Source organism: Citrobacter sp. Ce119, assembly GCF_030334525.1.
Taxonomy (GTDB): Bacteria; Pseudomonadota; Gammaproteobacteria; order Enterobacterales; family Enterobacteriaceae; genus Citrobacter; species Citrobacter europaeus.
Map to the genome: position 1 here is coordinate 1 of NZ_JAOWDR010000012.1, position 14131 is coordinate 14131.

The following is a 14131-nucleotide window of genomic DNA, read 5'->3' on the forward strand; positions in this document are numbered from 1 at the left end:
TGGTGCCCGGACTCGGAATCGAACCAAGGACACGGGGATTTTCAATCCCCTGCTCTACCGACTGAGCTATCCGGGCAACGGGGCGCATTAAACCGTAATCCGGACACCCCGTCAACCAAATTTCTCGCTTTTTCGGTTGGTTGCTTAACTATGCAGCGATTTCGCTGTTTTCTCGAGGATTTCGCTCAAAATCATAGCGCGCCGTTATCGCCTTCGCGAAGAATCCATTCACTTTTAATGGATGCTACATGGCGTGTGCCGGTAACTGAATACTCTCCGACAATATCCTGATCTTTTGGCGAAACGAGAGTGATGAACTCTCCTCTACCAAAATAACTCTCGACAGAACCGATAAGGCACTCCCCATTTACCCAGACAGGAATAGCTGCGACAGGTTCAGACGTATAGTTCCCTGCAATCCCTGAACTGTAATTGTCCGCGTCTTCCTGCAACGTACCAGCAGGGATTGGGCAGATTGGGGAAACGCCGTCGCTTGCCTGTTGGTTTTGTAAAAGCATGCTTTGCATTTTATTCAGTTCGGTAATGAGCTTTGTTTTGTCTTTGGTATTCAATTTCGGGAGTAGGGGTTGTCCTTCTTCCCGTGGTTCGATTGAATTCATATCGTATTCATAGCGATAGTGGACGGCTACGACGGGAGCCTTCTCGTCTGGGTTAAATGGACGCAGCAGATAAAGCTTCTCTTCATTATATAAGCCGTTGTACCAGAGAGCATAAACCTTACCGTTGATGCGAACCCATTGGCTCCACTGGTTGGCGCCGCGCCCATTCTCCGAAAATAGCGCCCCGGGTACGCCAAAGTCATCGTCATCCTGTTTGCCATTAACGACGACGAAGGCATTATCACCGCGTTTGAGTACGCCGGTGTAGCTGAATAATCCTGTGCCGCCAACGTAGCTGTTGATGATGAGATCGCGTTTACCGTCGTCATCCAGATCAATGAGCGTAAAGTTCACGCCTCCATTTTCTGAATCGACACTAAACGTTGTGCGAGAAAATGCCTGCCACTCATCATCGCTAATCTCAGGGGAGGGTTTCGCGGTTGGTTCTGTTGAGTCTTCAGCGTAAGAGATCCTGAAATCAGTGATTTGACCGGTTAATGGAAACTGACTGGCGATTTTGCTCAGTTCCAAGCCCGGATCGCTTTTTTGCATGCTCTCTACAGCGCTATGTAGCGTTTTTAGGGCCGTGTTATCCGTATCTACATCAGACTGAGAACGTAAGATGCTGACGAACGTAGGGAGCGTCCAGACACCGCCAACAGAAAGGTTTCCTTGTCCGCCGCTGCGGTATTCGTCGCGCAAGGTGAAGTTGTTACCCTCCCAGACCCAGAGCTGAATGGGATCGCTGAAACGGGCTATCTCACCGTTCTCATATTCACTGGCATCACTCGTGATTAGTTTAGGCGAAGCCGTTAGTTCAGTATTGGTTAGCCAGAGGATGGTGCGTGAGCTATCAAAGCATTCGGTTTGAATGAGTACATGTTGTTTATCCACCGGGATGCGGTAATAAATGCGTTCCTGACCCTCTTCCAGTTCGCGGCAATTCATCTCGGGAGTGACCCTGATTTTGGGTTCTATTTTTTGTCGCTGCGCGGTCGTTAACGGTTCTACGTCCGGCGTGCGGATGACGGGGTGGGTGATGATAAGTGGGGCAGGCTCAGCGTTAAGCACATCATTACTGTTTTTATCTCCTGGATGCAGCACAGCGCTTTGGGTATTGATGCGTTTCTGGAATTCATCCATTTTCAGCAGCACAGCGCTCGAACCTGCATTAGAAAGCAGTAATCGTTCGCCATCTGCTGCAAACTCAATGGTATTGTCCTGACGTAAGGCGTCCAGAAACACCTTTCGCTGTTGGTAGTTGAGTTTAAAATATCCCTCTGCGGAAAACGTTAGCGCGCCTTGCTTTTGACCATCAATAAAAAGCGTGGCGTCTTTCACGGAGGGTTGATTCGCCGTACGCGGTGCAAAAGCAACCTCGACATACACGCTGGTGTCGGGGCCAGCCGCACGTGTGAGCAGTACGCTTACCGCATGGTCACTATAACCTGCCGCTCGACAGGTACCCGTATTATCACACGCAACTTCCCAGTCTTTATGTGCAAACGAAAAACCGTTTAATGGATTGGCATACAGGGGGGCTGAGATAAAACCTGCGAGGAGAATGCAGTGCGCGAGACGCATATAATTCCTTTTAATATGTCGGTATTGCCGAAATTATATGCGGTTCATAAAAGTTACGAAATCCGAATTAAGTCAGCGCCCCGCCCATACGGCACTGAGCAAAGCGCAGGATATCTTCAGCCAGGCGGTGTGCCGTTTCGACATCAGCATGGCTACGATTCACCAGCATGCGGCTCAGGCAGCCTTCCAGCACCAGTTCCATTTGTTTAGCGACCATTGCCGGGTCGTCAACTTCCAGCGTGGTCAGCAGCTCATGGGTGAAGTCATGCGCCGCCTTTTTTTGCTGATCGGCTAACTGATGGATCGGGTGCCCGGGATCGGGGTAAAACGTACAGGCGGCGATGAACAGGCAGCCTGGATAGCGATTATTGCTCACGCATTCGGACAGCGCGGTGTAGCGCGCCAGTAATTTCTGCTCGACGCTCAAGGTGTCATCCAGCAAAAGCTGACGCCGCCAGATATCCACCCGCTGGCTGAGGTAACGTAGCGCATGGTACAGAATTGCCTCTTTATCGGGCCAAAAGCGCTGCAGTTCATCCAGAGGATAATCGATACGCTCGGCCACCATTTCCAGCGTGGTATTGGCTATCCCTTGAACCTCAAGTAATTTAAGGGCTTCTCCCAGGACATCTTCACGTTGCACGGTATTCTCCTCCGTATTTCCTGTTGCAAGTGTCGCTCACGGTTGGCGATCGCGCAAATGTGCGCTAAAGGTCGCGGCATCCATAAAACCCGTTACCCGGGCATCCGGGTGCTCTTTCCCCTCAGCGTCAAAGAACAAAATAGTCGGCAAACCTAAAACCTGAAGATGTTTCAGCAGAGCAACATCCTGGGCATTGTTTGCGGTCACATCCGCCTGCAAAAGCACCGTGTCGCCTAGCGCTTGCTGAACCTGCGGATTACTGAACGTATACTTCTCGAACTCTTTACAGGCCACGCACCAGTCGGCATACAGATCCAACATTACGGGCTTACCTTTGGCTTGTGCCAGTGCCTGATTTAGCGCATCTACCGAAGCCACCGGCGTGAAGCTAAGGTGTGTCTGGGGTTGAGCATGCGGCGCACCGAACGCCCAGTCCTGCAATGGCCGTACGCTTACCAGCGCTGCAGCTAACAGGACAATCTGCACGATGCGCATCCAGGCGTGCTTTGCCTGCAGACTGGTAATGAATGCCCAGCTAAAGAACGCGACGCCCAGCAGTGACCACAGGCGCACTCCCCATTCGTCGCCGATGATGCGTTCAAGTAAGAAGACGGGAAGCGCCAGAATGACAAAGCCAAAAGCGGTTTTGACATGCTCCATCCATGGGCCGCTTTTAGGCAGCAGGCGGTTGCCGAATACGGTAATCAGCATCAGGGGTAATCCCATCCCCAGCGCGTACAGATACAGCGTGCCACCTCCCAGCCACATGTTTCCGCTCTGAGCAATATACAGCAAAATCGCGCTTAGCGGGGCTGTGGTACAAGGGGAACAGATGAGGCCGGCAATCGCGCCCATTGCAAAGACGCTGCCGGGGGAGCCGCCTTGCTGGCGGTTGCTCATCAATGTAAGGCGCGTTTGCAGCGATGAAGGGAGCTGCAGCGTGAACAAACCAAACATCGACAACGCGAGCAGGGTAAAGATGACGGCAAGGCCAATCAGAACGTAAGGATGCTGTAGTGCAGCCTGGAACTGCAATCCGGCGGCCGCAACAACCAGACCCAGTGCGGTATAGGTGAGCGCCATCCCCTGGACGTAGATAAACGTCAACAGCAGCGCGCGTCCGGTTGATAAGCGTTGTTTGCCTCCCAGCACGATGCCGGAAATCAGCGGATACATCGGCAATACGCAAGGCGTAAACGCGATGCCTATTCCGATCAGCAATGCCCACAGCGCCGAGAAAGGAAGTTGGGCTGCGGGCGGCGTTATCTCTTGCTGAGCATTGCTGGCAGGCACTGGCAGCGGCGTCGCCCGGGTATCGGCAGACACTTCACTTAATGGCACCGTTTTCGTTTCTGGAGGATAGCAAAAGCCGGCGTCGGCACAGCCCTGGTACGTGACCGTTAATGTGGCGCCAGATTTAGCCTGATTGACCGTGACTGGGATGGTCAGCTGTTTACGGTAAATCTCACTTTTGCCGTAAAACTCATCTTCATGCCAGACGCCAGGCGGCAGTTTTACCTCGGCAATATCGGCCTGAGATGGCGTAATGCTTATCTGTTTGCGATACAGATAGTAGCCATCTTTAACCTGCCATGTGAGGTTCAGATCGTGTTGGTTTTGCTGGAAATCAAAAATAAACGCCCGATCGGCAGGTACAAACTGCGAGCGGCCAGGCGCGTCAAATAATCCGGCAAAGGTAGATGTGCTGCACAGCAGCAGGATCAGCGTAAGGATGCGTTGAGCCATGAGCGGTAATCAAAGTCTCCGTGAGTGACGGGTAAAACCAGAAGTTCAGGCGTTTGATACGGATGATGTGACTTCAGGCAATCGAGAAGGGCTTGCTGGTGTGTAACGGTGGTTTTTAAAATCATCTGGACTTCATATTCCTGCTCAAGTTTACCTTCCCAATAATAGAGGGAGGTAGCACCAGGCAGTAGCGTCACGCAGGCAGCCAGCTTTTCCGCCAGCACTTTGGCGGCGAGATCCTGGGCGGTTGCTTCATCCGGTGCGGTACAGAGCACCACAACGGTATCGGGGATGGAAATATCCTGACTCTTAACATCAAGCATAAACACCTCGAAAGAACAGAGTAACCAGCTAAAGAGTGGTCACTATACAACGGACGAGGGAAGGATGTTAGCTAAAGCGGGGGTGATGAAGAAGAGGAACTGCAGGGCGCGAAGGCACCCTGCAGTGAAGTCTTACAGCATGAAGCTGCCCAGCAAGAAGCCGAAGCAGACAGCCAGAACCACACCCAGAGTACCTGGGATGAAGAACGGATGGTTAAAGACGAATTTACCGATGCGGGTTGTACCGGTGTCATCCATCTGAACCGCCGCAACCAGAGTTGGGTAAGTTGGCAGAATGAACAGGCCAGAAACCGCTGCGAAAGATGCAACAGCAGTCAGAGGGGAAACGTTCAGAGCCAGAGCCATCGGCATCAGTGCTTTAGCGGTTGCAGCCTGAGAGTACAACAGCGCAGAAGCAAAGAAGAAGATGACAGCCAGCAGCCACGGATGACCCTGAATTACGCTACCTGCAGTATCTTTGATCCAGTCAATGTTGTGAGATACGAAGGTATCACCCAGCCATGCAACACCCAGGATACAAATACAGGCGCTCATACCGGCTTTGAAGGTGCTGGAGTTCAGGATGGAATCCGTTTCAACGCGGCAGACGATCGTCGTCAGCGTCGCGACGCTCAGCATGATGATCAGGATTGCGTTGGTGGTGTTCATCAGCGGTTTAGCGACCAGGCCAAGGCTTGGGCTGTTGATGATGGCGTATACAACGACGCAAACCACGCCCAGCAGGAACAGCCAAACGGAGGTTTTCGCGCCAGCTTTGATTTCAACTTGTCTTTCACCGCGCAGTTCAACCAGGCCTTCTTCCAGACGCTTACGATAAATCGGGTCGTCAGACAGTTTGGAGTTGAACAGTGCGGTGATCAGGAAGGACATCACCAGAACGGCCAGCAGGGTGGACGGAATGACCACGGACAGCAGGTGAATATAGCTGATGCCATGACCTTCCATGACGGAAGACATGTAAACCACGGCTGCGGAGATTGGCGATGCCGTAATCGCAATCTGTGCAGAAACTACTGCGGTGGAGAGCGGACGGCAAGGCTTGATACCTTGTTCCTTCGCGACTTCAGCGATAACCGGCAGAGTTGCCAGAGAGATGTTGCCGGTACCGGCAAAGATAGTCAGGAAATAGGTCACGATGGGTGCAAGGATCGTGATGTATTTCGGGTTTTTACGCAGCAGCTTTTCAGTTTGATGAACCAGATAGTCCAGACCACCTGCAATCTGCATAGCAGAGATGGCAGCGATAACCGCCATGATAATGGAAATAACGTCGAACGGAATATTACCCGGTTTTACGCCTATAGCGGCAAGAACCAGAACACCCAGCCCACCTGCAAATCCAATACCGATACCCCCAAGTCTGGCACCTAAAAAGATTGCCAGCAAAACGATGATAAGTTCTAAAACTATCATATTAGCCTTCCTTGTTGTTTAACAAGTTGATATTAAATTGTTGTTTTTAAGTAACTTCGAGTAAGAAAAAAGGCACGTCATCATGACGTGCCTTCTCCGGTACTACCCTACACGATTACTGTTCGCTTTCATCAGTATAACGTTTTGCTTTATAAGCAGGGTGCATCAGGTTCTGTGCAGAGAAGATATCGTCCAGTTCAGACTCGGTCAACAGACCGCGTTCCAGGACAACTTCACGTACGCTCTTACCTGTTTCGGCACAAATTTTACCGACGATGTCGCCGTTGTGGTGACCGATGAACGGGTTGAGGTAAGTAACGATGCCGATGGAGTTGAATACAAACGCTTCACAGACTTCTTTGTTAGCAGTGATACCACTAACGCATTTTTCCAGCAGGTTGTAGCAAGCGTTGCTCAGAATGTGAATGGATTCAAACATTGCCTGGCCAATGACCGGTTCCATTACGTTCAACTGCAGCTGACCAGCTTCAGATGCCATGGTAACAGTGATGTCGTTACCGATGACTTTAAAGCAAACCTGGTTTACGACTTCCGGAACAACCGGGTTCACTTTTGCTGGCATGATAGAGGAACCAGCCTGCAGTTCTGGCAGGTTGATTTCATTCAGGCCGGCACGTGGGCCAGAGGAGAGCAAACGCAGGTCGTTACAGATTTTGGACATCTTAACAGCCAGACGTTTCAGCGCGCCGTGCACCATAACGTATGCGCCGCAGTCAGAAGTCGCTTCAATCAGGTCTTCAGCCGGAACACAGGCGAAGCCAGTGACTTCAGCCAGTTTCTGTACAGCCAGCGGAGAGTACTCTTTCGGCGTGTTCAGACCCGTACCGATTGCAGTTGCGCCGAGGTTAACTTCCAGCAGCAACTCAGCGGTACGACTAATGTTTTTCACTTCTTCTTTCAACAGTATGCTGAAAGCATGGAATTCCTGACCGAGGGTCATCGGTACAGCATCCTGCAGCTGGGTACGGCCCATTTTCAGGATGTCCTGGAATTCAACAGCTTTTTGTTCGAAGCCTTCACGCAGTTGGTTCAGCGCATCGATCAGTTTGATGATGGAAGCGTATACCGCGATACGGAAGCCAGTAGGGTAAGCGTCGTTGGTAGACTGACATTTGTTAACGTGGTCGTTCGGATTCAGGTACTGATATTCACCTTTCTGGTGACCCATCAGTTCCAGACCGATATTGGCCAGCACTTCGTTGGTGTTCATGTTGACGGAGGTACCCGCACCACCCTGGTAAACGTCTACCGGGAATTGATCCATGCATTTTCCGTTATTCAGGACTTCATCACACGCCGCGATGATGGCATTTGCCACACTCTTAGGAATGGTTTGCAGCTCTTTGTTGGCCATTGCCGCTGCCTTTTTAACCATTACCATACCGCGAACAAATTCAGGAATGTCGCTGATTTTGTTGTTGCTAATGTAGAAGTTTTCAATCGCTCTCAGAGTGTGAACACCGTAGTAAGCGTCCGCTGGAACTTCCCTGGTACCCAACAAGTCTTCTTCGATACGAATGTTGTTTAACATGTGAACCTTCTTTTTCAAGCTGCCAATGATTTGACTAAACACACAGGATATATGTGATTTCGATTGTTTCTCGACCGACGATTATCCCCTGCATCGGTCTGATACCCGAGATCATATGCTGGTTAAGGATTTCTACCGTAATCTGGATCACTTAAAGCGTGGAATTTACCCCTTATTTATTATTCTGTGAAATGGATCACCCCTTTGTGATTAACCCCAAATATTAGTGTACAAGCCACTTGAAATTTTGCTAACCACCACAATATCAAATCGATGCGATTAACATAATTTTTCGAACAGAAGTTGAACAAAACGGCTGTTATTAACAGGAGATCCCTTTGCGCTGGATACCATTGCTTGCCATTTTTCTCTATGTTTACATAGAGATATCTATTTTTATTCAGGTTGCCCATGTGATGGGCGTCCTGATGACGCTGATTTTGGTTATTTTTACGTCGGTTATCGGTATGTCTCTGGTTCGTAACCAGGGGTTTAAGAACTTTTTACTGATGCAACAGAAAATGGCGGCTGGTGAAAGTCCGGCTGCAGAAATGATCAAAAGCGTGTCGCTGATCATTGCCGGTCTGCTGCTGGTGCTGCCCGGTTTTTTCACCGATTTCCTCGGCCTTCTTCTTCTATTACCACCAGTACAAAAACATCTGACGATGAAACTGCTGCCGCATTTGCGTTTTTCGCGTATGCCGGGCGGGGGGTTTAGCGCCGGAACGGGTGGCGGTGAGACCTTTGATGGCGAATTTCAGCGCAAGGATGACGATCGTAACCGTCTTGATCATAAAGATGACGATCGCCGTGACTGACCCTGTAAGCCTGGCCAGTATGTAGGCCGGATAAGCGTTAGCGCCATCCGGCAAAAGTGTTTATATGCCGGATGATGGCGTCAACGTTGCCTTATCCGGCCTGCGGGGTAAAAACAGCCACAGCCCTGCCAGCATAATCAGCGCGTACAGGCTCTTCCAGCCAACCATCGCCAGCAGCAACAGACACAGCAGACCGCCAATGACCGCCAGCGCGCGATAATGCCCTTTCAGTAATCGACATCCCGCCAGCATGCACAGCAAATAAATCATAATAAAGATGCCGTTGGCATAGACGATTAACGCATCAAGATTGATTTGCAGCATATAGATGCACAAGGTGCTGACTACGCAGCAGCCCAGTACGGCATTTAGCGCGTTGCGCGGAAGGTGGCGGGGAGACAGACGTGCCAGATAACTCTCCGGCTTATATTGCGCCTGCGACCAGACCAGCCGGGCGAAACTTTGAATATAAATGTTGAGGCTGGCAAAACAGGCCAGATAACCAATGATGCAGGCCACCCACAGTGCCTGTACGCCAAACAGCTGCACGACGATTTCAGGCAATGATGCCGCCGCCGCCATTTGCTCGCCGTAAGCGCCAAAATGAAGCACCACGACGGTACATGCCCAATAAACAGACCCCGCCAGCAACAGGCCGATCATCAGCGCGCGTGGGAAGTCTCGCTCCGGATTTTTGAATTCAGACGCCAGATGGGCAAACGCTTCAAGGCCGACAAAACACCAAAACATCACCGACAACGCGGCGAACAGACCGGGAAGCTCAATATTGGTAATCGCAGGGAAGGGGATTTCGCCAGGCTTCAGATCGCCCGCCCACCAGATAGCGACAATGAGGGCAACAATCAGTCCGGCAATGACCGTTTGCAGATTCGCGCTGGAGCTTGCGCCGCGGGAGCCGATATACCAAACCAGTCCCAGCGTACCGAGCTCTGCCAGCAGCAGTTGCTCGTCATGCCAGCCAAACATCGCCTGACCGAATCCGGCGGCGATATGTAATGCCGCAGGCAAGCCGACGGGAATCACCGACAAAAACAGCCATCCGGTGACGCGCTCCAGCCGTGAACCAAAGGCCATGCCGACAAAATGCGCCACGCCGCCCGCGCTGGGAAAATGGCGACCCAGTATGGCAAAGACGATCGCCACGGGAAAAACTAAAACAATCAGCACCGGCCAGGCCCACAAACTGTTGTTGCCGGCCACGAGCGCAGCCAGCGCAGGGACGGCGAAAACGCCTGTACCTAACAATGATGTCGACAACAGGCCAACGCCCTGAGCCAGTCCCAGCTCTTGTTTCAGTCCGCTCATAAGTTGTTATCCGGTTATGCCCAATGACGGGCTACAGCGCAGATTTTTGATGGTATCACAATCGAATTTGCTTATGACGACGCGACTGAAATCGTTATGAAATGTGAGGCGCGTCGGCGTTTTGACGGGATTTTCTGCTGATAAAAATTTTTTTTCGCTTGCCCCCTTGAAGGGACAAAACCCCATCCCCATCTCTCTGGTCACTAGCCGGGAAACCGTTTACGGGCCGGCGTCACCCATAACTGATAAAGACTTTCTCAAAGGAGAGCTATCAATGAGTATTCGTCCGTTACATGATCGTGTGATCGTCAAACGTAAAGAAGTTGAATCTAAATCTGCTGGCGGCATCGTACTGACCGGTTCTGCAGCAGGTAAATCAACTCGTGGCGAAATCATCGCTGTCGGTAAGGGTCGCATCCTGGACAACGGTACCGTACAGCCGCTGGACGTGAAAGTCGGCGATATCGTTATTTTCAACGATGGCTACGGTGTTAAATCTGAGAAGATCGACAATGAAGAAGTGTTGATCATGTCTGAAAGCGACATCCTGGCAATTGTTGAAGCCTAATCCGCGAACGACACTGAACATACGAATTTAAGGGAAAGAGAAAATGGCAGCTAAAGACGTAAAATTCGGTAACGACGCTCGTGTGAAAATGCTGCGCGGCGTAAACGTACTGGCAGATGCAGTGAAAGTTACCCTCGGTCCAAAAGGCCGTAACGTAGTTCTGGATAAATCTTTCGGTGCACCGACCATCACTAAAGATGGTGTTTCCGTAGCACGTGAAATCGAACTGGAAGACAAGTTCGAAAACATGGGTGCGCAGATGGTGAAAGAAGTTGCCTCTAAAGCGAACGACGCTGCTGGTGACGGTACCACCACTGCAACCGTACTGGCTCAGTCCATCATCACTGAAGGTCTGAAAGCCGTTGCTGCGGGCATGAACCCGATGGATCTGAAACGTGGTATCGACAAAGCTGTCGCTGCTGCTGTTGAAGAACTGAAAGCACTGTCCGTACCGTGCTCCGACTCTAAAGCTATTGCTCAGGTTGGTACCATCTCCGCTAACTCCGACGAAACCGTAGGTAAACTGATCGCTGAAGCGATGGACAAAGTCGGTAAAGAAGGCGTGATCACCGTTGAAGACGGTACCGGTCTGCAGGACGAACTGGACGTGGTTGAAGGTATGCAATTCGACCGTGGCTACCTGTCTCCTTACTTCATCAACAAACCGGAAACTGGCGCAGTAGAACTGGAAAGCCCGTTCATTCTGCTGGCTGACAAGAAAATCTCCAACATCCGTGAAATGCTGCCGGTTCTGGAAGCTGTAGCGAAAGCAGGTAAACCGCTGCTGATCATCGCTGAAGATGTTGAAGGCGAAGCGCTGGCAACTCTGGTTGTTAACACCATGCGCGGTATCGTGAAAGTGGCTGCGGTTAAAGCACCTGGCTTCGGCGACCGTCGTAAAGCAATGCTGCAGGATATCGCTACTCTGACCGGTGGTACCGTTATCTCTGAAGAGATCGGTATGGAGCTGGAAAAAGCAACTCTGGAAGATCTGGGCCAGGCGAAACGCGTTGTTATCAACAAAGACACCACCACCATCATTGATGGCGTGGGCGACGAAGCTGCAATCCAGGGTCGTGTGACTCAGATTCGTCAGCAGATCGAAGAAGCAACTTCCGACTACGACCGTGAAAAACTGCAGGAGCGCGTAGCGAAACTGGCAGGCGGCGTGGCAGTTATCAAAGTTGGTGCTGCAACTGAAGTTGAAATGAAAGAGAAAAAAGCCCGCGTTGAAGATGCCCTGCACGCGACCCGTGCTGCGGTAGAAGAAGGCGTGGTTGCTGGTGGCGGTGTTGCGCTGATTCGCGTCGCGTCTAAAATTGCCGGCCTGAAAGGTCAGAACGAAGACCAGAACGTAGGTATCAAAGTTGCGCTGCGCGCAATGGAATCTCCGCTGCGTCAAATCGTGCTGAACTGCGGCGAAGAGCCGTCTGTAGTAGCTAACACCGTGAAAGCCGGTGACGGTAACTACGGTTACAACGCTGCAACTGAAGAATACGGCAACATGATCGACATGGGTATTCTGGATCCAACCAAAGTAACTCGTTCTGCTCTGCAGTACGCGGCTTCTGTTGCGGGTCTGATGATCACCACCGAGTGCATGGTTACCGACCTGCCGAAAGGCGATGCGCCTGACTTAGGTGCTGCTGGTGGTATGGGCGGCATGGGTGGAATGGGCGGCATGATGTAATTTAATCTTCATACTTCAAGCCGCAGGTTCGTTGGCTGCGTTCGTTCACCCCAGTCACTTACTCATGTAAGCTCCTGGGGATTCATGAACTTGCCGCCTGCCTGCAACTTGAATTATTTGATTAAATACGTATCTCGCGAAAAATGAGAAACCCTCGGGCAGAAATGTCCGGGGGTTTTTCTTTTGGTCATCTTTTTAGTATATGATTCAGCTACGGACATAAGGTCCAACTAATTGATTATGGGGAATGACATGCACGTGAAATATTTAGCAGGGATCGTTGGTGCCGCGCTACTGATGGCGGGTTGTAGCTCCAGCAACGAACTGAGTTCAGCCGGACAAAGCGTACGCTTTGTCGAAGACAAGCCTGGCGCAGAGTGCCAACTGATTGGCACTGCAACCGGTAAGCAAAGCAACTGGCTTTCTGGCCAGCACGGCGAAGAGGGTGGCTCTATGCGTGGCGCAGCAAACGATCTGCGTAACCAGGCTGCTGCAATGGGCGGTAACGTGATTTATGGCGTCAGCAGCCCATCACAGGGAATGCTGTCCAGCTTTGTTCCTACCGCCAGCGAGATGATTGGACAGGTTTATAAGTGCCCTAACTGATTACACTTCATCCTTCAACCAGCCTCTTTGTCGGCTGCGCTGTGAAACCCCAGTCACATAGTTATCTATGCTCCTGGGGATTTTCTTCGCTTGCCGCCGCGATGCAGATTGAATGATTTTTTGTAATAAAGTGGCCTGGACAGGCTCATGCAATCGTAGGCCTGATAAGCGTAGCGCCATCAGGCATTCTGAGTCTTATGCGCAGACTGAATGCGTAAATGGTGCAGCGCGCGCAGGCACTGATCCTGATTGAGCTTTTGCGCTTTATCACCCGTTAACGTCCTGACAAACACCTGACACGGTACACCGGCAAGTTTTTTCAGCCGTGGGCTGAAATCGATCAGACGGCGAGTAATGGCTTCGGCCTCTTTGCTGCCGGAAGCGGCGCGTGTTTTTACTACTGAACCACAGAACTGGGCTTTTCCTTTATCATCCGTATAGCGGTAAATAATCGCCAGATAATGATTAAACAGGTTATGTTTCCATTCGGGTTGTGTATAAGAATCGTATTCCAGATTATCGTTTTGCTGGCAATCAACATCGTACAGCGGCAGGAAATCCAGCAGCGATGTGATTCGTAACGCTAATTCCTGCATGCCAGCGTTATTTATTGCATGAATAATAGCATGAGCCAGCACCCGAATCTGAAGTTCATTAATCAGTAATTCACACGTTTGCCCATCATGCAGTGTCAGTGAAAATGTTAAGTTTTCCCCTTTGTCATCCACTAACATCAGCGAATTAATACGGCGATTAATATCCGCATTTTTTAACTCATTCTCTTGAATTAAGGGGATATTTTCGTGCATCTTTTTGCCGGCTTTCTCGCATTCCTTCTCATATTGCGCACGCTCGTCTTCGCTAAGCTGATGTTTAGCAGAGAGCCTGCTTTCCAGGGCGATAAGCAGGTCTCTTAGCCCAAGCGGAGAAAGGAAAAATAACGACTCTTTATTTCTGGGTTCTTTTATCTTTAATGCCAAAGCAATAAATTCATTCTTTTGGCGAATAACTCCGGTATTAATGCCCTTAATACTTATAGCCATAACAGGTTCTCCCTAACCATATATTTATTAATGTTCTGGATTTGATTTTATTGATACAACTTGCGAATGAATAATCGCACAGCGCTAATTAAAATAGCACAGATTAAAAGCATGGCTCCACCTGTGTGGATTTAAATAATAAGTAATCGTGTTGAGTGTCCGGAATCGGACACTCAAT

Annotated in this window: 12 protein-coding genes and 1 tRNA gene; 4 read left to right on the plus strand and 9 right to left on the minus strand. The window is 50.6% G+C overall.

The window, feature by feature from the left end; all coding sequences use genetic code 11:
- The 7 genes from OGV80_RS00290 to aspA all read right to left on the minus strand — a co-directional run bounded on the left by OGV80_RS00290 (position 1) and on the right by aspA (position 7902).
- Positions 1-76 (minus strand) — tRNA-Phe (locus OGV80_RS00290).
- 115 nt (positions 77-191) lie between these two features.
- Positions 192-2204: a DUF1176 domain-containing protein gene (locus OGV80_RS00295; RefSeq protein WP_087052285.1), complete on the minus strand. Its 2013-nt coding sequence runs from the start codon at positions 2202-2204 to the stop codon at positions 192-194.
- Positions 2205-2271: 67 nt separating this feature from the next.
- Positions 2272-2847, minus strand: a complete 576-nt coding sequence (locus tag OGV80_RS00300) for a transcriptional regulator (RefSeq protein WP_286513165.1) — start codon at positions 2845-2847, stop codon at positions 2272-2274.
- A gap of 36 nt (positions 2848-2883) precedes the next feature.
- Positions 2884-4593, minus strand: a complete 1710-nt coding sequence (locus OGV80_RS00305; RefSeq protein ID WP_286513170.1) for a protein-disulfide reductase DsbD — start codon at positions 4591-4593, stop codon at positions 2884-2886.
- Entirely contained in the window at positions 4569-4916 is a 348-nt protein-coding gene (cutA, locus tag OGV80_RS00310) for a divalent cation tolerance protein CutA (RefSeq protein ID WP_003025447.1), read from the minus strand. Before cutA ends, OGV80_RS00305 begins: the two co-directional genes overlap by 25 nt.
- Positions 4917-5048: 132 nt before the next feature.
- On the minus strand, positions 5049-6350 hold the full coding sequence (gene dcuA, locus OGV80_RS00315; RefSeq protein WP_003025449.1) for an anaerobic C4-dicarboxylate transporter DcuA: 1302 nt from the start codon (positions 6348-6350) through the stop codon (positions 5049-5051).
- Between the two features lie 115 nt (positions 6351-6465).
- Positions 6466-7902, minus strand: a complete 1437-nt coding sequence (aspA, locus tag OGV80_RS00320) for an aspartate ammonia-lyase (protein ID WP_043018148.1) — start codon at positions 7900-7902, stop codon at positions 6466-6468.
- 338 nt (positions 7903-8240) lie between these two features.
- Here aspA and OGV80_RS00325 point away from each other — a divergent pair, with 338 nt between their 5' ends.
- Positions 8241-8720 carry an FxsA family protein gene (locus tag OGV80_RS00325; RefSeq protein ID WP_043018149.1) on the plus strand — a complete coding sequence of 160 codons (480 nt, stop codon included), beginning with the start codon at positions 8241-8243 and terminating at the stop codon, positions 8718-8720.
- Positions 8721-8780: 60 nt separating this feature from the next.
- Here OGV80_RS00325 and yjeH read toward each other — a convergent pair whose 3' ends face one another.
- Complete coding sequence (gene yjeH / locus OGV80_RS00330) at positions 8781-10046, minus strand: L-methionine/branched-chain amino acid transporter (RefSeq protein WP_286513173.1); 1266 nt, start codon at positions 10044-10046, stop codon at positions 8781-8783.
- A 274-nt stretch (positions 10047-10320) separates the two neighbouring features.
- Between yjeH and OGV80_RS00335 the strand changes: the two genes are divergently transcribed.
- The 3 genes from OGV80_RS00335 to OGV80_RS00345 all read left to right on the plus strand — a co-directional run bounded on the left by OGV80_RS00335 (position 10321) and on the right by OGV80_RS00345 (position 12910).
- Positions 10321-10614 (plus strand): co-chaperone GroES, encoded by a 294-nt coding sequence (locus OGV80_RS00335; protein WP_000027827.1) that lies wholly within the window; start codon positions 10321-10323, stop codon positions 10612-10614.
- 43 nt (positions 10615-10657) lie between these two features.
- Positions 10658-12304 (plus strand): chaperonin GroEL, encoded by a 1647-nt coding sequence (gene groL, locus OGV80_RS00340; RefSeq protein WP_003025464.1) that lies wholly within the window; start codon positions 10658-10660, stop codon positions 12302-12304.
- 252 nt (positions 12305-12556) lie between these two features.
- The gene (locus OGV80_RS00345; RefSeq protein ID WP_003025468.1) at positions 12557-12910 is read left to right on the plus strand and encodes a DUF4156 domain-containing protein; all 354 of its coding nucleotides are present in this window, start codon (positions 12557-12559) and stop codon (positions 12908-12910) included.
- Positions 12911-13089: 179 nt separating this feature from the next.
- On the opposite strand, the gene yjeJ is transcribed toward OGV80_RS00345, so the two are convergent.
- Positions 13090-13953: a YjeJ family protein gene (yjeJ, locus tag OGV80_RS00350; protein ID WP_200001402.1), complete on the minus strand. Its 864-nt coding sequence runs from the start codon at positions 13951-13953 to the stop codon at positions 13090-13092.
- Between the last annotated feature and the right edge of the window lie 178 nt (positions 13954-14131).